Below are 21,010 nucleotides of genomic sequence, written 5' to 3'. Positions count from 1 at the left end.
CACATTGAGGTTCTCTCATTGTGATTGGCGCTCTTGAACGTTGAGGGTGGCGATGGCGCGGGCGATCTGGGTAGCCTGGAAGGGGCCGCAGCGGAGTTTGCGCAGAATGCGCCATTTCTTGAGTTCGGCGAAGGCTCGCTCGCCGGGCCCGCGCAGGCGAGCGTGGAGCCGGTTCTGGGACTTCTGGAACTCGGGCTTGCCCCTCCCCTTGTACGGCGTGACCACCAGGTCGTGGTCCAGGCCCTGATGCCCCTTATCGCCAAGGCGAACAGGTCGTGCTCGCGCAGCAGGCGCGGGAGCTGCCAGATCCGGGCTGCGGCGGTGTCGTGGATTGAGCCGCGGATCGCCCCCGAGACCCACAGCAGGTTCCCGTCCGCATCGGCCACCGCCTGCAGGTTCATCCTATGCGATCGGTGCTTGAACTGGTAATACGGGCGGTCGGCGGCCAACCGGTCGGTGCGAATGAGGGTGCTGTCGATGATCACGAAGCCCCGACCCGAGCGTTTGGCTCGGCTCAGGGCGGCTCGAAGCCGTGGGGCCTGGGCCGAGAGCAGGTCGATGACTTCGTGCACGCGCTGGGCGGCGGTGGCCCGGGAGATGCCGAATCCGGGGGCCAACTGCTCGTAGGTGTGGCCCTGGTGGAGGTAGGTGAGGGTCGGTAACGCTTGCTGGCCTGGATCGATAGCCCGCCAGCGCGAGCGGATGGCTCGACGGTGGGCACGGATGAGATCAGCGGTGAAGTTCAAGGTGCGTGTGAAGGTCGTCGTGGGTTGCTGTCGAGTGGTTCTCGGACCTTCGTAGTCGGTGGTTACTCTTGGGCGCCGACGTGATTGACGTGTGGAACGCCGAGACGCTCGTCGGTAACGTCCAAGCCGAGGGACCGGCGGTGGCGGCGCGGACGGGCTGCTGTCCCTGATCACCAAGAACGCAGTTTCAGGTTCCGCGATCATTGAGAGGTCCAGGTTGTGACCGATTGGGGCGCATAGCAAAGCAAACATGGTGTTCATGATCATTGTGGTGCTGAAGTCCAACGACCGTGAAAGCTGCCCGTGTCTGCCGATGTATCCGCTCCGATCCCAGCCGTGCTGGCGAAACTGTGTCCGCTCGATGCGGCCCGGATCGCTGACCTGAGCCCCTTTCTCGAGGCCGTCCCCGACCCGCGGTTGCCGGGGGCCGGTGGCATGCCCTGGCCGCGATCCTGCTCATCGGCGACTGTGCGGCGAGAGCATCGACGACGTTTCGGCATGTGGGGTTACCTGGGGACGGCCGCCTGACGGATCAGCTCAGCCATCTCCCGAGGTGCTTCGAGGTGCATGGCGTGGGTCGTCGGGAGCGCCTTGATGTGCACCAGGTCGTTCACGCTGGCCGCGTGCGCGAGGTCGTCGTTCAGCCCGGCTCGAAACGCGGCGAGGATCTCGTGGTACATCTCAGTGCCGGGAAGATCGAGCGTCGAGACGACCACTGTGGTCGGCACGCGCGTGTCCTGCAGCAATGGGATGACGTCATCGGCGTCCATCGCCTCGGAGATCTGCTCGAACATGGGTTGCTGAGCAGGGAACATCGAGAGCATGGCGTCGAAGGACGCCTTCAGTTCCGACCTGAGGGCAATAGTGCGGTCCAGAGAAAGGCCGCGGTAGTTGGCCACATCCGTGACAGGTGCTCGATGGCCGTCGAAGCTCACCGCGGCAGGGCATTCCGGGTGGAGCGCGCCCCAATGGACGGCGAGTATCCCACCCAGCGACATGCCGGCGACGGCTGGGCGGTCCAGGTCGATCCGGGCCAGTTCGCCCAGGACCTCGGGGAAGGTCCAGCGCGCAGGCGCGGGTGAGCGGCCGTGCCCCGGAAGGTCGACCGCGACGACGGAGAACTCGTCGACGAGGTGTTCGGCGACCCTGGCCCAGTCCTGGCCGGTTCCGCCGGTGCCGTGCAACAGGAGGAGATCGCGGCCATGACCGCCGTATTCCGTGACGGCCAGCATCAGTCGCCCGCCTTGAGGCGGTTCTGCACCGAAGCGGTGACGAGCTTTCCGTCGGCGGCTTTGACGAGTTTGCCCCGCCGAATCAGATCGTGGACGCCTTGGCGGGTGATGCCCAGCATGGCGGCGGCTTCGACCGGTGCGATCGTCGGCCGTCCCGGATAGCCGATCCTGAGTGCGACGATCCGGCCGAAGGAGGTCAGCCACCAAGAGTCGGGCGGAGAGAATTCGTCGCCGCCGAACAGGACAGCGAGCAGTCTGCTGGCCGTGCCCGTCGCGGCGGCGTCGTCGGCCCCCAGAAGATCACGGGCCCAATCCGCGGTCTGCGCCTTCAGATGCTCGCGCAAAGGCGCCGCGAGATCCGGCGAGCCCAGCAGAATCTCGAGAGGGTCGAGCAGTCGCCGTTCGACCAGGGCCAGAAGCTCCTGCTCGAGGTCGTCGGGGTCGATATTCAGCATTGGATCAACCTATAGCTACTTGACAGATATTGTCAAGTATCTGGTGCAGGTGTCGGCTACGAGCGGTGAAGCGGGGGCTAAGTCTCGACATTGCCGCGAGCATCCGGGTCCCAGCTCAGGACTTTCCAGTCGCCGGGGCTGTGGGGTCGCTCGGCCGCTACGATCGGTGAGATCATCGACACGTCGGTTTCGGCCGAAAGGTGTTATCCGGGTTCCGGTACCGTCGGGCCGGGAACAGTGCAGCGGAATCCAGTGTCGTCGTCGCTCATCGTTTCGGCGGCGTCGTTGACGGCGGCGGCCTCGGCCATGATGAACGGGCTGGTGAAGGCTGATCCTTTGAGTATGAAGCGGCCCGGTGTGGTTTCCGAGGCAGTCCATTCCCATACGTTGCCGGCGAGATCGTAGACCCCGTACGCGCTCGTGCCGGAGTGGTAGCAGTTGACCGGGGTGGTGCAACCGAGGCCGGATTCGCGGGTGTTGCACTTCGCGGCGGTGGCCTGGTTCCCCCAGGGGTACCGGTTGCCTTCCTCCCCGCGCGCCGCCTTCTCCCACTGCATCGCGGTTGGGGACTGCTTACCCGCCCAAGAGGCATAGGCGGCGGCGTCAAGGTGAGTGACGTGGACGACCGGGTGCTCTGCGAGCTCGGCAGGAGGGTGCCGACCATTCCAATGGTTCGGAGCCGGATGTCCGGTGGCCTGGGCGAAATTGGCGTACTCGGTATTCGTCACTGGATAGACATCGATGTAGAACTCCGCCAGCCACACAGGTGCGTCGCGATCTCCGGAGAGGTAGACCCCTGCCGGAACGTGGGCCATCGACTTGCCGTCGCCGGTGTGGCGGATGATCGTGTTCGTATGGGGGAGTGCGGGTGATTCGGTGCCGAGGGCCAGCGCACCCCCCTCGCTGGCGATAATGGTAGCGAACCGCTGCTGCGCGTGCCGGTCTGAACTCTCAAGTGCGGTGTCCAGACCGGATTGGTTGATCGGACGCAGTACGACCGCGGCCCCACGTTCCTCCCATTTGGAAACGGTGCGTTCATTGATGCCGAGCAGCTTGGCGAACTCGCGGATGCTCAAACGAAGCGCACGACGCAGCGCGGCGGCGTGCTGCCCGGTCCATTGTTCGATCGTGACCACGTGGTACTCCGAGGAGGTTTTGGGGAATACTCTTTAGCGTACCGAGTTGATAGTTCGACCGTTTCCTCCAGAGCTGTCAGATTGCTTCTGCGGTAATCTCGGAGTACTGCCGTCGCAAGTCGGCCAGGAGCGGGTGGTGGGCGTCGAGCACGCTTCCGTTGAACACCGACACGGGTCGTACACCAACGGCGGCGTTGGTGACGAACCCCGCTGTCATGGCCGACGCGTCGTCGACTCTGATCGTGCGCTCGCGCCATCCGATGCCATGCTTGTCAAGCGCCTCGCACAGGAGCTGGAGCGTCACCCCCGGCAGGGAGGGTTGATCGGGCAGGATGACCGTCCCGTCCACGTCGATGAAACCCAGGTTCCAGGTCGCTCCTTCGGACAACCGACCCTGGCCGTCGTGGAAGGCGACGTCGTCGTAGCCGTCGAGCTGTGCTGCGCGGCGCAGTGCCACGGTGGCGAACAGGCCGACGTGTTTGACCTCAGGCCAGTCTCGGACGTACTCAGCGACCGACAGCGCGATCGGGCCTGGCGCGTTCGTCGGCGCGCGGCGGGAAGTGACCAAGCACTGAGGGCGTAGGTCCTCTCCCGGATGCCCGAGATCGAGGGCGGGATCGAACACGGTCACCCGCAGCACCGAGGCTCCGTCAACCTGGACGGCCACCCGCCCAATGAGCCGTCGGGCCTCGTCGCGGTCCAGGTCGCATCCGTGGACGGCTCGGCAGTCCCGTTGCAGGCGGTCGAGGTGCAGCCCGAGCCCCCGTACCTTGCCGCGATCGGCGGTCAGCGAGGTGAAGTGGCCGTAGTTGTAGAGGGCTAGGCCGCTGAGCGCACTCGGCTCGATCGGCTTGCCGTTGAGTTCCGCAATCACACGGTCATCGTGACACCGAGTCTGGCCGATTGCCACTCGGCGCAGGCACGTTCGCGAGTTGGGGCAGTGCCAGGGCAGAGATAGAGCAGTGTGAGGCCGACCATCGAGCTCAGCCGCGATGCGAAGCTCGGATACCAACTCCTGAAGGGCGGACAGACCGCTCCTTGAAAGGCAGGCGATCACTATGACCGGTCTCCCCGCCATCCCGGCTCAACGCGGTTCCGACATGCACGCTCTCTGCCGGCTCCTCCACAGAGCCATCGACTCCGCCGTCCGGTTCAAGCGCGATGCACCGGCGCTGGCAGAGCCGATCCATCCGCTTAGGCTGCGCGATGAGCTCGTTGACGGGCTCCCCGAAGCCGAAGTCGGCGCAGAGGCGGTCACGGCCGAGATCGTCGAGAGGCTGTTGCCCTGGTGCAAGAACGAAGCGCACCCTCAGTTCTGCGGTTTCGGGGATACGGGTGACGACCCGGCTGCACTGGCTGCGGGGGTCCTGGCAATGTTCTCCCAGCAGAACCTCATCAACCAGCGGTTCGACGCCCCGGCCGCGACGTTCGTCGAGATCGCGGTTCTGCGCTGGTTGCGAGATGCGCTCGGGTTTGAGAACCAGCCGCTTGAGGCGCTCGAATCGGTCTGGGAGGTCGGCGGCGCGATGACCACCGGTGGCACCATGTCGAACACGATCGCCATGATGCTTGCCCGCGAGCAGCGCGCCCCCGGCACCATGAATGAGGGCGTAGAGGATGCCGGACGGTTCTCGATCATCGTCCCGGCGGGGATCGGGCATTACAGCGTCCGGGCCGCCTGCACCTGGATCGGCACCGGCGTTCACACGATCGAAGTTCCCACCAGCGGCTTCCGATACGACCTCAATGCGCTTTCGGACGCCCTGGCCGAAAACGTCGGCCGGATCATGGCGGTCGTTGCCTACGCGGGTGACTCACGAACCCAGACGATCGATCGGCTCGGCGAGGTTGCCCGACTCGTCAGGAGCGCCGGTCCGGACATCTGGCTCCACGCCGACGCCTGCTGGGGCCTGCCAATGGCGTTCTCCGAGCGGCTACGGCACCGACTCACGGGCATCGAACAGTTCGACAGCATCACCGTCGACCCGCACAAGGTTATGGCGATTCCCTACAGCCTCTCCGCGCTGCTGGTGCGCAGACCGGAGTCACTGAAGACCGTCTCGACGTTCTCCGACCTGATCATGCAAGAAGATTTCGCGCTAGGACAGGTCACGCCCTTCCTTGGCACGAAGAGTTGGGGGTCGCTGAAGCTGTGGGCGATGATGCGGTCCCATGGTCGGCCCGGGCTCGCCCGGATCGCTGAGGAGCGTGTCAGGCTCGCTCGCCACTTCGCCGATCTGGTCGATGCCCATCCTCGGCTGGTCCGGCTGAACGATCCCGATATGGCCGCTGTCGCCTTCTGCTACCTGCCTATCGGAGTCGACCCGAACTCGGACAACGTCGAGAGGATCAACGCATTCAACGCGGAGCTCCACACCGCGCTCCTGCAAGACCGGCGCTGGTTCCTCCACACCTTCACGCTCACCGACGACCTGGGCCGCATCGATCCTGGAGCGACCGTTCAGGTCCTGCGGTTCACCAGCCTGAACTCGCGCTTGACCGAGGCGCACATGACCGAGCTGCTCGACCACCTCGACGCACTAGTCGTCGATCTCTACCGGTCCGCAAACGAAAAGGAGACGGTCCGATGACCGAAGCGGACTTCCGCGACGTCTACTCCCAGCAGGGGCGCTACGATGAGCTCCTCCTCCCGCATGTGTTCGGGAATGCCAGTGACGTCGACCTCGCAGCCGAGGTGATGCGCAGGTGCTACGGCGATCCCTCGACGCCTGGACTGGATGTCTGCGATCTGGGCTGCGGCACCGGCCGGGTCACCGCTGCACTCGCGCCGTACGCGGCGAGCCTGTGCGGTGTGGACTCCAGCCAAGCCATGATCGTTGCCTTCACCGAACGATTCCCCGACTCTCGAACCGTCCTCGCCGATCTCCCCGACGCTGTGACCGGTTTCGAACCGGCGTCGTTTGACGTCATAGGCGCATTCTGGTCGCTGTCGTACCCGATCATGGCCTACTTCGAGAGCCTCGATACCGACGGCATCACCCCGCACCTCGATAGGAGTCGTGCCGTCGCCGCCGCCCGCCGCCTCATCGACCGAATCGTGCGCCTCCTCAAGCCCGGCGGGCATCTGCTCATCGAATTCTTCGACTCCGATTCACCAGAACAGCGAGTCGTCTCGCGGCTGTGGGAACGCCTCGCTCCGCACCCTGGTGGCGACCGCTCATTCAGTCGCCAAATCCTGCTCGATGCCCTCACCAGGGCAGAGCGGGATGGGCGCGGAACACTACAGGTCCGACACTTCGACGGTATCGCGTTGGCTCCCGATGCCGACGCCGCCCGCGGCTGGTTTCTCCACGTCCACGCCAAGTCCCATCCGCTGATCTTGAACGATCGTCGCACTGAACCCGATGTCGCGACGTTCATAGCGGCCAACCAGTGCCGCGACGGCTCAGTCCACCTGCCTGCGGGCGTCTACCTCATTGAGTTCACGGCAGGAGAGGACACCGATGCCTGACCTCGCGAAACTGACCGAGGACGCAGTCGAGATCGGTCGGGTAGTGCTGCCCGAATGCGGCTATGCCATCGTCTACGGCTCCCAGGCGACCGGAATCGGCTCACCCACCTCCGACCTCGATCTCCTCTACGTCGTGGGCACCGACCTCCCCGAGCAGACAAAGCAGTACCTTGCCCAAGCCGTCACTGACCTGCATCGCCGTCACCGCCTCCGCCTCGACAACGAAGTCGCGCATGAGGTGAAACTGACCGCGACCGCAACGGAGCTATCCGCCGCAGTATCGCTCGTGCCCTTCAGCGGCCCGGACCAGGCGAAACTGAGAGTGCCGGTGGTGATCCCCACCGATGCCTACCTCAACTCGCGAGAGTTCAAATTCCGACTCATCCTCGGAGCGCTGACCGGACCCCATCTTTTCCTCAGCGGGCACCTGCATCGGTATCGGCGAGACCAGCATGCCGCAGTGCGAGCCATCGCGGTCCTCGCTTCGGTCATGCTCGCCCACAAGCAGACCATCACCTGTGACGACATTCGATCCGCTCTCCTGGTGCACTCCTCCGGAGCCGCCGGCAAGGATCATCTCGGCTATCAGCCCGGCGCGCATCTGGAGCATCTCGCACGAAGCATCGTGGCCGAACTCCTCGGGCTCGGCGTCCTGTCCCAAGTAGGCGGCGAAGTGTACAAGCATCGGCGCCCGGCTACCGGCAATCTCCTTGCATGGCCCGCACCAACCGGCTCGATCTAGCTTCGGCTACTCTTACCTGCGGAAACAATCCGCCGCTCTCGCGGCCATCCATCCGATCCGAAGGAAGACATCCGTGAACGCGCAATCAGTGACTCCGCTCGTCGAGGCCGTCGAGACCGCCGTGGCCGACGCCATTCGACGAGTCCTGCCCGAGACCGGCGGGACGGAGCCACTGGTGCGACGCAGCGACTTCGCGGACTACCAGTCCAACGCCGCCCTCCCGGTAGCCAAGGAGTCGGGTCGCAACCCGCGCGAGATCGGCGGCGCCGTGGCCGAAGCCCTCGACGGAGCAGGCGTGATCGCCGGCGCAGAGGTCTCCGGACCCGGATTCGTCAATCTCGACCTCACCGATACTGCGATCTGGGACCAGATCGCCTCTCGCGGCGCCGCAGAGGGCCTGGGGGTCGGCTCGCCATTGGCGGGCAAGACGATCGTCGTCGACTACTCGGGACCGAACATCGCCAAGGAGATGCACGTCGGGCACCTGCGCACCACCATCATCGGCGACGCCCTGGCCCGCCTGGCCGAGGCGCAGGGCGCGACGGTGATCCGCCAGAACCACCTGGGCGACTGGGGCACCCAGTTCGGGATGCTCATCCAGTACCTCACCGAGCACCCCGAAGCAGAATGGCACGAGGTCGACGACGCCGATCCGACCGCGAACATCGCCGCGCTGGACCGGCTCTACAAGGAGGCCCGCGCCGCCTTCGACGCCGACGAGGACTTCGCCGACCGCGCCCGCTCCCGCGTCGTCGCCCTGCAAACCGGCGACGAGACCAGCGCAGCGGTCTGGAGCGACCTGGTCAAGGTCTCCACCGACGCCTTCGACGCCATCTACGAGCGGCTCGGCGTCAGTCTGACCGAGGACGACAACGCCGGGGAATCCACCTACAACGACCAACTGAACGACGTCGTCGATGAACTGGTCACCGCCGGGATAGCCGTCGAGTCCGAAGGAGCGCTCTGCGTCTTCTTCGACGACATCACGGGACCGGACGGTGAACCGGTTCCCATGATCCTGCGCAAGGCCGACGGCGGATTCGGCTACGCCGCCACCGACCTCGCCGCGCTGCGCCACCGCGTGCGGGATCTGAAGGCGGACCAGATCCTCTACGTCGTGGACGCACGCCAGGCCCTGCACTTCAAGCAGCTCTTCGCCGCCGCGCGGCGCGCCGGATGGCTGACCGGCGACGTCGAGGCCGCCCACGTCCCCTTCGGGACCGTCCTCGGTCCGGACGGGAAACCGTTCAAGACCCGCTCCGGAAGCACGGTGCGCCTGATGAGCCTGCTCGACGACGCGGTGGAGAAGGCGGGCAAGGTGATCGGGGAGAAGAACGCCGGAGCCGACCGGGCGGATCTCGCTGAACTCGCTGCAGTCACCGGGATCGGTGCGGTCAAGTACGCCGACCTGTCCAACTCGCGGATCAAGGACTACGCCTTCGACACCGACAAGATGGTCGCCCTCACTGGCGACACGGGCGTCTACCTGCAGTACGCCCACACCCGCCTGGCCTCGATCCTCCGCAAGTCGGGCGACGTCGCGGTCGAAGTCGACGACTCACTTCCGATGTCGAACGAGGAACGAGCGCTCGCCCTCCACCTCGACGCCTACGGCGCCGCCCTCGCCGAGACAATGGCCGAATTCGAACCCCACCGCCTTTGCGTGTACCTCTACCGCCTCGCCCGGACCTTCACCGGTTTCTACGAGGCCAACCCGGTCTTGAACGCCGAGACGGCCAGTGCACGGGGCAACCGCCTGTCCCTGGTCCGATTGACCCAGGGCACACTGGCCCACGGACTCGGACTTCTCGGTATCGAGGCTCCGGAACGCATGTAGCCGTCCACGACGGAGGTCGAGCGGTATGCGGGTTCGCTGCAGCGGTTATCGCGTCGGCCAGGGGATCGGGCTCGGGCGAACCCGTCGGGTGAACTGCTCGTGTTGATGCCTGTGCTCATGGTGATCCACAGGTATGAATGTTGCGGGGGAGCGCCAGGGCGAGCGGGCATGCCCGCTCGCCCTCTCCGGGCCCGCCCGTGCGGCATCGCCGCACCGCGGGAGAGCGGCGCGTCACCGCTTGGCGCCGATGAGGTCCTCCGGACTGGGAATCAGGAGCGGCAGCGCGTAGCAGCCCTGGTCCTCCCACTTGGAGTACGCGAGCGCCCACTTGGCGGTGGCCCGGTCCAGGCACGGCACCACGAGCGCCACGGGGCACTGGTAGGAGTCCTGGGCGCTGCCGATCGCGGGCAGCCACAGCATCGCCTGATCGTCGCTCGCGCCCCGGAGCACGTCGAACAGCATGCCGTACACCGGGTCTCCGTCGCGGAGGAGGATCGCCAGCGGCAGCTTGCGGTCGAGCTCGGGCCTTTCGGGGGACTGGATCCGGATGGTTCCCGGGTCGACGATGTCGAACTCCGGCAGCGGCTGCCCGAGCGTCCGCTTGTAGAAGTCGACCGCGCTTTCGGGCCGGAATTCGAACAGGTACGCCAAGATCTGATTCAGATCCGGATCGTCTGATGCCGTCATGTCCGGGGCTCCCTTCGTCTATCCGTCGGGTGGATAACGACCGCCGCCGGACTGAGGACACGGTTCAGCCGAGGGCGATCGGATCACGCGGGGACCGGGTACGTGCGCGCGGGGCGGTCCGGACCGTCTCACGGAAGTGCTGCGCGGCAGAGGATCTGGCCGTGCGGGATCACGATGCAGGCTTCGGGGTCGGCGGCCCACTCGCGCCAGGCCGCGGCGATCGCCTCGAGCTCCCCGCGGGTGGCGTGGCCCTGCTCCAGGGCCCGGGTCGCGAAGTCGGAGTGCAGGGCGCGGTCGGCCCAGAGCCCGCCCCACCAGGCGCGGTCCTCGGGGACGCTGAACGTCCAAGTGGCGGAGGTGGCCTCGACGGCGGGCTCGGGGAACCCGGCCCGCAGGGCCCACGACTTCAGCCGCCGGCCGGCGTCGGGCTCGCCGCCGTTGGCTCGGGCCACGCGCCCATAGAGGTCGAGCCAATCGGTCAGCCCCGGCGATTCGGGGTACCAGAGGAACGCCGCGTAGTCGGAGTCGCGGGCCGCGACCACGCCGCCGGGGCGGGTCACCCGGCGCATCTCGCGCAGGGCCCGGACCGGGTCGCTCACGTGCTGCAGCACCTGGTGGGCGTGGACCGCGTCGAAGGCGCCGTCGCCGTAGGGCAAGTCGTGGACGTCGGCCTCGGCGAACGCCACGTTGTCCAGCCCGCGCTCGGCCGCCACCGCCGCCGCCTGGTCGAGAATGGACTCAGCGCGGTCGACCGCCGCCACCCGGCCGCCTGCGACGATCCCGGCCAGGTCCGCCGTGATCGTGCCGGGGCCGCAGCCCACGTCGAGCACCCGGTGGCCGGGCTCCAGGTGGGGCAGGAGGTACGCCGCCGAGTTCTCGGCCGTCCGCCACCGGTGCGAGCGCAGGACGGACTCGTGGTGCCCGTGGGTATAAGTCGCGGTCTCTTCGGTCATTCGGGCAGACTACGGCAGCGTCCCGTTGATTGGGAGTCGCTTCCCGCATAGTAGTCAGCGCCAGCCGCGGCGGCCGGCGAGCCAGTCGGCGGCGGCCAGCCCGCACCACCACTGGTGCTCGCGGAGGTACGGCGAGGCCCCTTCGATCGGATCGAGCCGCCCCTGGGCCAGGTAGTAGCCCGTCACCGCCGCCAGCACCGTGTCGATCTGCTCGTCGGCCACCCCGACCGCGGTGGGGTGGTACCGCAGCAGCCGGTCGGCATCGTGGCCGTCGCCGTAGGGGACCACCAGGAAATTCGCCGTGTCGAACCATGCCGCGTGGACGCCGATCCCGTTCCAGTCGCAGATCCAGGCCCGGTCGGCGCCGACGATCATGTTGTCCGTCCGCAGATCGAAGTGGATCACCTCGTCGGCCCGGAGCACCTCCTCGAGCCGGGACTCCAGTTCGGCCAGTTCGTCGATGCGTCCCTCCAGCGCCGGCGGAACCGGGAACGGCTCGACCTCGCCCGAGGCGACCCCGGCGAACCGGTGCAGCGCCTCGCCCATCGGCCCCGGACCGAAACCCAGGTCCAGCAGCGACTGCGGCACCGGCGCGAGCCGCTCGGACGCCTCGGCCCAGGCCCGCAGCATCAGATCCAGGTCTCGGGTGGCCACCGGGAGCCGCGGCGCCCGGCCCCGGACCGCCTCGAAACCCAGCACCGTCCAGCCCTCGACCTCGGCGGCGAAACGGAGCCTCGGCACCGGGACGCCCTCCGGCAGCGCCGGATTCACCTCCGCCTCGAGGCGGTAGGCGCCGACCACGAACGGCATGTCCGGCCCGGCCGCCTTCACGAACAGCTCGGCGCCGGAACCGGAGCGCACCAGCGCCGCGAAACCCCCGGTGAAGCCGCCCCCGGCCGGCCGGACCTCGACCGGCTCGGCGCCGAGCTCCTTGGCGATCCGCTCCCGCACCGGAGCCGGCAGCGCCGAATGCTCCAGGCGCACCGCCGTGGCGTCGTAGGGGACCGGTGTGCCGAATCTGGACATGCGGCCAGTCTCGCGGCCCGGAAGGCGGGCCGCAACACGATTACGGCCCTCGCAGCCGTGGTGGGGTCGGCGGCGAGGACCGTCCTTGATTCTAGGCGTTCGCGAGCAAAGATGGAATGACCACGGGCAGAACGTAGCAGCCCACGTCGCCGATGCTGCTGTACGACAGCGCCCACCTGGCGATCTCCGCGTCGCGGCACAGCACCACGAACGTCACCATGCAACTCAGGGCCCGCTGCGCGTCGGCGATGAACTGCAGCCAGCACTCGGCCTGGTTCGGATCCGGCTCCAGCAGGGCGTCGAACAGGACCCCGAGCACGCGCTCGCCGTCCTTGGAGTAGGCCGCGAGCGCGCAGACCCGGAGCTCGTCGGGCCGACCGGGGGCCTCGAGCGTCCGGCGGTCGATCTCGACGCTGTCGTACTCCGGCAGGTCGGGGCCGTCACTCGACTCGTAGAGTTCGGTGGCGAAACCGGGGCGGATCTCCATCAGCATCGCGAGCATCTCGTTGTACTCGATCGGCATTCGAGTTCCTAACTTTCGCGCGGGGCTGCAAAAGGGCGGCTGCGGGATCAACGAGGACACTGGAGGCGAGTTTACGGCAGGGTGAACGCGGCCTCCGGGGGCGCCCGGGACCGCACCGTGCTACGGCGACCGACGCCGCCTCGCCAGCAGGGACAGGAAGGCCGCGACCAGCAGGACGGTCGCCCCGATCGTGAGCCACCCGACCCGGATCGGGCCGAAGCCGAGCAGCCCCGGCAACCCGATGGTCCACCCGCCGACGGTCGTCAGCACCACGCCGTTCGCTCCGGCGTTCTCCGCAGAGTGCGTCGCCGAGCGGACCGACCCGACCAACGGGTTGGCGCTCAGCAGCATCCACGCCGCCGTGAGCGCCAGGAGCGCGATCGCGGCCGTCGCCCCCAATCCGGCCAGGTCGGCGATCGCGCCGTCGATGAGGTAGCGGTGGACGTGGTCGGCCCAGCGGAGGACGGCGATCCCGGCGGCCGCGAAGAGCGCCACCGGCAGCACGAGCACCCGGAACGACCGGACGGTGGCGGCGGCGGTGATCCACAGCGCCCACCACAGTGTCCTGCAGGCGGTCGTGAGCGTGCGGACCATCCGGCGCCAGGTCCGCACCACGACGCGGACGAGCCAGTTCACGAGTCCGATTACGACGATCGCCAGCAGGTGGAGGAACAGGCGGGTCCCGTCGGCGGCCGTCCGCGCCGCGATCGCGCTCACCCGCAGCGAGCCGTGCGCGAACCGGCTCAGCGCCAGCCCGAGCCGGTCGAACGGCCCCGCCGCCGTCGCCGCGGGCTGTTTCGGCGGCAGGGTCCAGTTCAACCGCGGCGGCCGCGGCGGATAGGGGAGCTGCGCGGAGACGACGGTGTCGATGCGCATGCCGCCGCTGACGATCCCGACCGTCACCGCGCCCGCCGCCGCGCCGACGAGGCCGACCGCCGCCGCGATGCGCAGCGCGGGGAACCCCTGCAGGCTCACCACCAGCGCCGGCAGTGCGAACGAGAGCGACGCGGCGACGTATCCGGCGCCTCGGTCGGCCGCCGCGATCCGGGGGCGCCAGTGGTCGACGCCCCACGACAGGGCGGCCGAGTACAGGAACCACACCGTCGGCAGCGCCACGCCGAGCGCGGTGAGGAATCCTTCGAGGTTCCGGGTCTGCGTCGCCGCCGCGAGGGCCACCAGGGTCCAGCAGGAGGCGGCGAAGGCCCTGGTCGCCGGGTACACGCGCAGTGGAGCGGCGATCGCGACCGTCGCCACGGCGAGGCCCACCACCCAGGCGGGGATCGGCGAATCGAGCAGCGCCGTCAGCAGGAATCCTGCGCAGACGGCGATCCGGGCGGCGTTCGCGACCACGAAACGGGCCCGGCCGAGCGGCCAGGTCGCGGCGGGAAGGAAGTGCCCGTGGGTGCGGCAGTAGAGGTCGGTCGGGGCGATCTCGGCTACTGCGCAGCCGGGATCGGAGCAGCCGTAGACCGGTCCCGGCTGCTCGTATCCGATCACCAGCCACCAGGGGAGCACGTGCGGGGGAGGCGGCGACGGTGGTGCCGGTGCCGGGGGAGGGCTCGGCGGCCGGGGCGGCGCGGGCGGACCGGGGGGCGAGGGAAATCTTAAGGTCGGGCGGTTCGTCATCAGGTCTCCGAAGGTTGCAGGCCCGGGGACGGGGCTCCAACAGGGGAACTCTGATGATAAGCACCTTCGGCCGGATGCGGAAAGCGGGTGGCGCGGCCGGACTCGCCGGCCGCGCCACCCGCTCGGGTCGCTTCGCTCAGAGGCCGAGCTGGTGCTCGAAGTTGGCCTCCTCGATGCGCTTCGTGATCGCCGCCAGGAAGCGGGCGGCGTCGGCGCCGTCGATCAGGCGGTGGTCGTAGCTCAGCGTCAGGTTCATGACCGAGCGCACCGCGACGATCTCGCCGAGGTCCGGGTCGTCGATGACGCGGGGCCGCTTGACGATCGCGGCCGTGCCGAGGATCGCCGACTGGCCCAGCGGCACGATCGGCGTGTCGAACAGCGCGCCCACCGAGCCGGTGTTGGTGATCGTGAACGTCCCGCCGGTGAGGTCGTCCGGGGCCAGCTTGCCGTTGCGGGCCTTGTCCGCGACCTCGGCGATCCGCTTGGCCAGGCCCGGGATGTTCAGGTCCCCGGCGTTCTTGACGACCGGAACCAGCAGGCCCTTCGGCGTGTCCACCGCGAAGCCCACGTTCTCGGCCTCCGGGTAGGTGATCGTCTTCTCCTCCATGTTCATGGAGGCGTTGATGACCGGGTACTGCTTGAGCGCCTCGATCGCGGCGATCGAGAAGAACGGCAGGAACGACAGCTTGTCGCCGTGCCGCTCCAGGAACTCGTCCTTCTTGGCCGCGCGCAGCTTCGCCACCTTGGTCACGTCGACCTCGCGCACCGTGGTGAGCTGAGCCATCGTCTGCATCGACTCGAGGAGGGCCTTGGCGGCCGACTGGCGCAGGCGGCTCATCTTCTCGGTGCGGCCGCGCAGGGGGCTGACCTCGGCCGGGGCGGCCGGGGCCGGGGCCTCCTCCTTCGCGGCCGGCTCGGCGGCCTTGCGCCGGTCGATGACCTCCTGCACGTCCTGCTTGCGGATGCGGCCGCCGACGCCGGAACCGGTGACCTCGTCGAGGTTCACGTCGTTCTCGGAGGCCAGCTTCCGCACCAGCGGCGTGACGTACGAGCTGGCCGGCCTGGTCGGGGCCGGTCCCGCGGACGGGGCGGTGGCGGTCTCGGCGGCGGGCCGGGACGGCTCGGGGGCCGGCGGCGCCGGTTTGGCGGCGGCCGGAGCCTCGGGCTCGGGCTGGGCTGCGGGCTGCTCGGGCTCGGCGGCGGGCTCCGGCTCGGGTTCGGGTTCGCTCGAGGCGGCGGGGGCGGCCGTGCCGCTGCCGACGACCGCCAGCACGGTGCCGACCTCGGCGGTCTCGTCCTCGCTCACCCGGATCTCCAGCAGCGTCCCGGCCGCCGGCGACGGGATCTCGGTGTCGACCTTGTCGGTCGAGATCTCCAGGAGCGGCTCGTCGACTTCGACGGTGTCGCCGATCGACTTCAGCCAGGCGGTGACCGTGCCCTCGGTGACCGACTCGCCCAGTTCGGGCAGCGGCACCTCGGTGCCCTCGGCGCCGCCCGAGGAGGACGCCGCCGCGGCGGGCTCGGGCCGCTCGGGCTCGGGCTGTGCCGCGGGCTGCTCGGGCTCGGGCTCGGATTCCTGCGCGGCCGGTTCGGCGGGCGCCGGCGCCGCCGGGGCCTCACCGGCCTCGGACGAGTCGCCGATGACGGCCAGCTCGCCGCCGACCTCCACCTCGGAGTCCTCCGGGGCCACGATCTTGACCACCACTCCGGCCGCCGGCGAAGGCACCTCGGTGTCGACCTTGTCGGTCGACACCTCCAGGAGCGGCTCGTCGACCTCGACGGTGTCGCCTTCCTTCTTCAACCACTGCGTCACGGTCCCCTCGGTGACGGACTCACCGAGGGCGGGCATCGTTACCGATGTCGGCATCGTTCTGTTCAGCTCCTGTCTTGGCTGTAGAGAGACCTAGTCGTGGACGTGCAGCGGCTTGCCTGCCAGCGCCATCGCCGCTTCGCCGATCGCTTCGTTCTGGGTGGGGTGCATGTGGATGAGCTGCGCGACGTCGGAGGCGTAGCCCTCCCAGTTGTAGATGAGCTCGGCCTCGCCGATCTGCTCGGAGATCCGGGCGCCCAGCATGTGCACCCCGACGATGGGTCCGTCTTCGACGGAGACGAGCTTGATGAACCCCTGCGTCTTGAGGATGTTCGACTTGCCGTTGCCGGCCAGGTTGTAGTTGACGGTCTTGATGCGGTCGGCCCCGTACCGCTCCTTGGCGACGTCCTCGTTCAGACCCATCGAGGCGACCTCGGGCTCGGTGAAGGTCACGCGGGGGATGCCGGCCTCGTCGATCGGCACCGGGTTCATCCCGGCGATGTGCTCGGCGACGAAGATGCCCTGCAGGAATCCGCGGTGGGCGAGCTGGACGCCGGGGACGAGGTCGCCGACGGCGTAGACGTTCGGCACGTTGGTCTGCAGGTGGTCGTTGGTGGGCACGAAGCCGCGGTCGAGCTCGATGCCCTGCTCGTCGTAGCCCAGGCCCTCGGAGACCGGGCCGCGGCCGACCGCGACCAGCACCAGGTCGCCGTCGATGACGGTGCCGCCCTGGACGGTCACCTGGACGCCGTCGGCGGTCCGCTCGAGCTTCTCGAAGAACTTGCCGGTGTGGAACTTGATGCCGCGCTTGCGGAAGGCCCGTTCGATCTGCTTGGAGGTGTCGGCGTCCTCGGCGGCGAGGAGGCGGGGGAGACCTTCGACGATCTCGACCTCGACGCCCAGGGACTTCCAGGCGGAGGCGAACTCGGCGCCGATGACGCCGCCGCCGATGACGATGGCCTTGCCGGGCAGCTCGGTGAGCTCCAGCGCGTGCTCGGAGGCGATGACCTTGTCGCCGTCGATCTCCAGGCCGGGGAGGGTCTTGGAGTAGGAGCCGGTGGCGAGGACGATGTTGCGGCCGGTGACGGTCTGCCCGTCGTCGACCTGGACCTTGTTCGGCCCCACCAGCTTGCCGGCGCCGCTGATGACCTCGATCCGGTGGGCCTTGAACAGGCCCTGGACGCCCTTGTACAGCTTGGAGACGATGTCGTCCTTGTACTTGTTGACCGCCTTCATGTCGACGCCCTTGAAGTCGGCCAGGACGCCGAACTGCTCGGAGCCGCGCGCGGTGTCGGCGACTTCGCCGGCGTGCAGCAGCGCTTTCGTGGGGATGCACCCGCGGTGCAGGCAGGTGCCGCCGACCTTGTCCTTCTCGATCAGGGCCACGGACAGGCCCAGCGCCGCCGCGCGGAATGCGCAGGCGTAGCCGCCGCTGCCGCCACCCAGGATCACTACGTCGTATCCTGCGTTCGGGTCGCTCATTGGTCTCCCCACTTAACGATGCTTAGGTACGCGGTCCATCCTTCCACCGGGGGCGGCTCGCAGTCGACCAGACCCGATGGATTGGAGTGTGCAACACCATTGAACTCCCTGTCGTCGGCTTCCGAAAGTCAGGCCCGTGTGCGGCTGGACACAGGTTCGGTAGGTCGTGTGTACGCTTGACACTCGACACCTCAACGGTGCGGAAGGAGCCGCAGTGGGCTGGTTTGCACGCAGAAAGAAGAAGAACAATGGCACGCTGGACAGGGCCTCCGACAACGTGGACCAGCGGCACCTGACCGAGTTCATCAAGTCCCGGACCGGCGTGGAGGCCTATATAGAGCCCCGCACCACGGTCACCGAGACGACGGTCATGCTCATCGCCCACGACGGCGAGTGGACGCGGCGGCGCGTGGACGGCCCCTCCGGTGCTTTCGCCTTGGGGCAGAAGCACAGCATCCCCGTCTACGAGGTCGCGAAGACCGGTTACCCCCAGCGGAAGCGCGATTTCGACAAGCGGCGCAAGCTCGAGCGGCAGCGCCGCACGTAAACGGCCGGATAACGGTTGCACAACGTTCGCCGCACCGTCCCGCCACATGGTCGTGAGGGCCCGATTCCGGCCCGCGGGCGGGGCGGTGCGGCGCCGGTCTAGCCTTCGAACCCCTCCAGCAGCGCCACCAGTGTCCGCACCGGAACGCCGGTCGGGCCCTTGGCGGTGTAGCCGTAGGCTTCGCCGGAGTCGGCCGGTCCGGCGATGTCGATGTGCGCCCACGGGAGGTCGTCGGGCACGAACTTCGACAGGAAGATCCCGCCCTGGATCATGTGGCCGTCGCGCTTGAGCCCGGAGGCGCACTGGGAGACGTCGGCGATCGGGGAGTCCATGAGCGCCACCAGGTCCTCGGGGAACGGCATCGGCCAGCCGGACTCGCCGACCGCCTCGGCCGCGCGGGCGACCCGCTCGGTCTCGGCCTCGCGGCCCATCAGCCCGAAGGTGCGCCGGCCCAGCGCTATGACCTGCCCGCCGGTCAGCGTCGCCACGTCGTAGACGGCGTCCGGCTCGTCCTCGGCGGCGCGGGAGAGCACGTCGGCCAGGACCATCCGGCCCTCGGCGTCGGTGTTGAGCACCTCGATGGTCTTGCCGTTGCGGGCGGTGATCACATCGGAGGGCCGGTAGGCCGAGCCGGAGGGCATGTTCTCGGCCAGCCCCACCAGGCAGGTGACGTTGACGCCCAGCCCCAGCTTCGCGGCGGCGACGGTCGCGCCGACCACGGCGGCGGCCCCGGCCATGTCGGACTTCATGTCCCACATGCCCGCCGGCGGCTTGAGGGAGATGCCGCCGGTGTCGAAGGTGATCCCCTTGCCCGCCAGGACGACGTGCTTGGCCGCGCCCTCGGGCCGGTAGGACAGGCGCACCATCCGCGGCCCGGCCGCCGAGCCGCCGCCGACGGCGAGGATGCCGCCGTAGCCGCCCGCCGAGAGCGCCTCGGGGTCGAGGACCTCGGCCTCGATCCCGGCCTCGGCGGCGGCGCGCTCGATCTCGGCGGCGAAGGTCGGCGGGCGCAGCAGGTTGGCGGGGGTGCTGACCCAGCTCTTGGTCATCGCCACGCCCTCGGCGAGGATCGCCGCGCGCTCGGCGTCGGCTTCGGTGGCGCCGTAGACGGCGATCGACTCCGGCGGGCCGTCGCCCCCGCCCTCGGTCTTGAAGCCGTCGAACTTGTAGGCGCCGAGCGCCGCGCCGGTCGCGGTCGCGACGGGGTCGCCCTCCAGGGCGATGGCGACGTTCTCGCGGCCGAAGGCCGCGCGCACGGCCGAGCCCGCGGCGCGGCGCAGGGTCTCGTCGTCCACCTCCGCGGCCCCGCCCAGGCCCACGGCGTACACCAGCTTCGCGGGCAGGTCGGCGGGCGCCGGCAGGCGCGTGAGGGCGCCGGTCTTGCCGGTGTTGTCGAAGGCGGCGAGCGTCTCGGCCAGCCGACCGCCGAAGGCGGCGTCGACGCCGGCGGCGCTGCCGGGGACGACCGGGGCCTCGTCACCGGCGTGGACGCCGACGACGATCACCTCGGCCCGCGCCCCGGCTATATCGCCCGATCCGTGGACAAGCTCGGTCATGGTCAATCCTTACGTGTGCGGGTGCAAACGGACCGATCCTACGGGCTGGGACGATCACGATATCGTCTAAGCCATGTCCGAGCCTGCGCCGTCACTTCTGGTCTCCCCGCTGCACCCGCGCCACCTGGAGCAGGGAGCGAAGCTCGCCCCGTTCGCCGGGTGGCGGATGCCGCTGCAGTACGCCTCCGGGGTGCTGGCCGAGCACGGGGCGGTGCGCACCTCGGTGGGCGTCTTCGACGTCTCGCACCTGGGGAAGGTGTGGGTGACCGGGGCCGGCGCGGTCGCGTTCGTCAACCGGTGCCTGACCAACGACCTCGACCGGATCGGCGCCGGCGGCGCCCAGTACACGCTGTGCTGCGACGCCGCCGGCGGCGTGGTCGACGACCTCATCGCCTACCGGCTCGCCGACGACGAGGTCCTGCTGGTCCCCAACGCCGCCAACGCCGCCGAGGTGGCCCGGCGCCTGACCGACGCCGCGCCGCCCGGGATCGAGGTCCGCGACGCCCACCGGTCGCTGGCGGTGCTGGCCGTCCAGGGCCCGGACTCGCCCCGCGTGATGGAGTACCTGGGGCTGCCGCACGAGCACCGGTTCATGACCCTCGCCGAACGGATCGTCGACGGTGCGGCGGTGCTGGTGTGCCGCTCCGGCTACACCGGCGAGACCGGTTTCGAGCTCGTCGCGCCCGCCGAGGCCGCCGGGGACCTGTGGGACGGGATGCTCGCCGCCGGCGCCCGCCCCTGCGGGCTGGGCGCGCGCGACACGCTCCGCCTGGAGATGGGCTTTCCGCTGCACGGCCAGGACCTCGGCCGCGAGATCACGCCCGTGCAGGCCCGGCTGAGCTGGGCCGTCGGCTGGGACAAGCCCGAGTTCTGGGGCAAGCCGGCCCTGGTCGCCGAGCGCGAGGCCCGCCCGGCGCGGCGCCTGTGGGGCCTGGAGGCCCTCGCCAAGGGCGTGCCGCGCGCGGACATGGCCGTCCTCGACGGCGACCGCGAGGTGGGACGGTCCACCTCGGGCACGTTCGCGCCCTCGCTGAAGCGGGGCATCGCCCTGGCCCTGCTGGAGACCGGGTACCGGCCCGGCGCCGAACTCGAGCTCGACGTGCGGGGCCGCCGCCTGCCGGTGCGTGTGGTCAAGCCGCCGTTCGCCGAGGCCTCGTCGGAGGCCTGAGGGCGGCGGGCG

The 21,010-nt window shown here is 69.0% G+C and carries 18 protein-coding genes and 1 pseudogene; 6 read left to right on the top strand and 13 right to left on the bottom strand.

Going from position 1 to position 21,010, the window contains the following annotated elements; genetic code table 11:
* Window positions 1-15: 15 nt before the first annotated feature.
* The 5 genes and pseudogenes from CUT39_RS09390 to CUT39_RS09370 form a co-directional block, all read right to left on the bottom strand.
* Window positions 16-746 (bottom strand): annotated as a pseudogene (locus tag CUT39_RS09390) (transposase family protein).
* Between the two features lie 506 nt (window positions 747-1,252).
* Window positions 1,253-1,978, bottom strand: a complete 726-nt coding sequence (locus tag CUT39_RS09385; RefSeq protein WP_100445852.1) for an alpha/beta fold hydrolase — start codon at window positions 1,976-1,978, stop codon at window positions 1,253-1,255.
* Window positions 1,978-2,433, bottom strand: a complete 456-nt coding sequence (locus CUT39_RS09380; protein WP_100445850.1) for a DNA-binding protein — start codon at window positions 2,431-2,433, stop codon at window positions 1,978-1,980. The genes CUT39_RS09385 and CUT39_RS09380 overlap by 1 nt, the downstream gene beginning before the upstream one ends.
* Before the next feature lie 203 nt (window positions 2,434-2,636).
* Window positions 2,637-3,569: an SUMF1/EgtB/PvdO family nonheme iron enzyme gene (locus CUT39_RS09375; protein WP_198587005.1), complete on the bottom strand. Its 933-nt coding sequence runs from the start codon at window positions 3,567-3,569 to the stop codon at window positions 2,637-2,639.
* A 76-nt stretch (window positions 3,570-3,645) separates the two neighbouring features.
* Window positions 3,646-4,443: an aminotransferase class IV gene (locus tag CUT39_RS09370; protein WP_198587004.1), complete on the bottom strand. Its 798-nt coding sequence runs from the start codon at window positions 4,441-4,443 to the stop codon at window positions 3,646-3,648.
* A 184-nt stretch (window positions 4,444-4,627) separates the two neighbouring features.
* Here CUT39_RS09370 and CUT39_RS09365 point away from each other — a divergent pair, with 184 nt between their 5' ends.
* The 4 genes from CUT39_RS09365 (at window position 4,628) to argS (ending at window position 9,620) form a co-directional block, all read left to right on the top strand.
* Window positions 4,628-6,160, top strand: coding sequence for a pyridoxal phosphate-dependent decarboxylase family protein (locus tag CUT39_RS09365; RefSeq protein ID WP_198587003.1), 1,533 nt, complete (start codon window positions 4,628-4,630; stop codon window positions 6,158-6,160).
* Window positions 6,157-7,041, top strand: coding sequence for a class I SAM-dependent methyltransferase (locus CUT39_RS09360; protein WP_114149491.1), 885 nt, complete (start codon window positions 6,157-6,159; stop codon window positions 7,039-7,041). The genes CUT39_RS09365 and CUT39_RS09360 overlap by 4 nt, the downstream gene beginning before the upstream one ends.
* Window positions 7,034-7,783 carry a nucleotidyltransferase domain-containing protein gene (locus tag CUT39_RS09355; RefSeq protein ID WP_100445848.1) on the top strand — a complete coding sequence of 250 codons (750 nt, stop codon included), beginning with the start codon at window positions 7,034-7,036 and terminating at the stop codon, window positions 7,781-7,783. Before CUT39_RS09360 ends, CUT39_RS09355 begins: the two co-directional genes overlap by 8 nt.
* 73 nt (window positions 7,784-7,856) lie before the next feature.
* Window positions 7,857-9,620 carry an arginine--tRNA ligase gene (gene argS / locus CUT39_RS09350; RefSeq protein ID WP_100445846.1) on the top strand — a complete coding sequence of 588 codons (1,764 nt, stop codon included), beginning with the start codon at window positions 7,857-7,859 and terminating at the stop codon, window positions 9,618-9,620.
* Between the two features lie 231 nt (window positions 9,621-9,851).
* Here the strand turns inward: argS and CUT39_RS09345 are convergent, their stop codons facing one another.
* The 7 genes from CUT39_RS09345 to lpdA form a co-directional block, all read right to left on the bottom strand.
* Complete coding sequence (locus tag CUT39_RS09345; protein ID WP_100445844.1) at window positions 9,852-10,307, bottom strand: hypothetical protein; 456 nt, start codon at window positions 10,305-10,307, stop codon at window positions 9,852-9,854.
* 128 nt (window positions 10,308-10,435) lie between these two features.
* Window positions 10,436-11,260 (bottom strand): methyltransferase domain-containing protein, encoded by an 825-nt coding sequence (locus CUT39_RS09340; RefSeq protein WP_100445842.1) that lies wholly within the window; start codon window positions 11,258-11,260, stop codon window positions 10,436-10,438.
* A 54-nt stretch (window positions 11,261-11,314) separates the two neighbouring features.
* Window positions 11,315-12,286, bottom strand: coding sequence for a phosphotransferase family protein (locus CUT39_RS09335; RefSeq protein ID WP_100445840.1), 972 nt, complete (start codon window positions 12,284-12,286; stop codon window positions 11,315-11,317).
* A 91-nt stretch (window positions 12,287-12,377) separates the two neighbouring features.
* Window positions 12,378-12,809, bottom strand: a complete 432-nt coding sequence (locus CUT39_RS09330; protein ID WP_100445838.1) for a hypothetical protein — start codon at window positions 12,807-12,809, stop codon at window positions 12,378-12,380.
* Between the two features lie 120 nt (window positions 12,810-12,929).
* Complete coding sequence (locus CUT39_RS20725; protein WP_198587002.1) at window positions 12,930-14,324, bottom strand: hypothetical protein; 1,395 nt, start codon at window positions 14,322-14,324, stop codon at window positions 12,930-12,932.
* A 247-nt stretch (window positions 14,325-14,571) separates the two neighbouring features.
* Complete coding sequence (sucB, locus tag CUT39_RS09320; protein ID WP_100445836.1) at window positions 14,572-16,302, bottom strand: 2-oxoglutarate dehydrogenase, E2 component, dihydrolipoamide succinyltransferase; 1,731 nt, start codon at window positions 16,300-16,302, stop codon at window positions 14,572-14,574.
* A gap of 36 nt (window positions 16,303-16,338) precedes the next feature.
* On the bottom strand, window positions 16,339-17,727 hold the full coding sequence (gene lpdA / locus CUT39_RS09315) for a dihydrolipoyl dehydrogenase (protein ID WP_100445834.1): 1,389 nt from the start codon (window positions 17,725-17,727) through the stop codon (window positions 16,339-16,341).
* 214 nt (window positions 17,728-17,941) lie between these two features.
* On the opposite strand from lpdA, the gene CUT39_RS09310 reads away from it, so the two are divergent.
* Window positions 17,942-18,274 carry an oxidoreductase gene (locus CUT39_RS09310; protein ID WP_100445832.1) on the top strand — a complete coding sequence of 111 codons (333 nt, stop codon included), beginning with the start codon at window positions 17,942-17,944 and terminating at the stop codon, window positions 18,272-18,274.
* Between the two features lie 98 nt (window positions 18,275-18,372).
* Here CUT39_RS09310 and CUT39_RS09305 read toward each other — a convergent pair whose 3' ends face one another.
* Complete coding sequence (locus tag CUT39_RS09305; protein WP_100445830.1) at window positions 18,373-19,830, bottom strand: leucyl aminopeptidase; 1,458 nt, start codon at window positions 19,828-19,830, stop codon at window positions 18,373-18,375.
* A gap of 73 nt (window positions 19,831-19,903) precedes the next feature.
* Here CUT39_RS09305 and gcvT point away from each other — a divergent pair, with 73 nt between their 5' ends.
* On the top strand, window positions 19,904-20,998 hold the full coding sequence (gcvT, locus tag CUT39_RS09300) for a glycine cleavage system aminomethyltransferase GcvT (protein ID WP_100445828.1): 1,095 nt from the start codon (window positions 19,904-19,906) through the stop codon (window positions 20,996-20,998).
* Window positions 20,999-21,010 lie beyond the last annotated feature (12 nt).

The organism is Glycomyces xiaoerkulensis (assembly GCF_002798405.1).
Classification (GTDB): Bacteria; Actinomycetota; Actinomycetes; order Mycobacteriales; family Micromonosporaceae; genus Glycomyces; species Glycomyces xiaoerkulensis.
The sequence above is the reverse complement of the archived record's forward strand: the minus strand, read 5'-3'. Positions and strand labels throughout refer to the sequence as shown.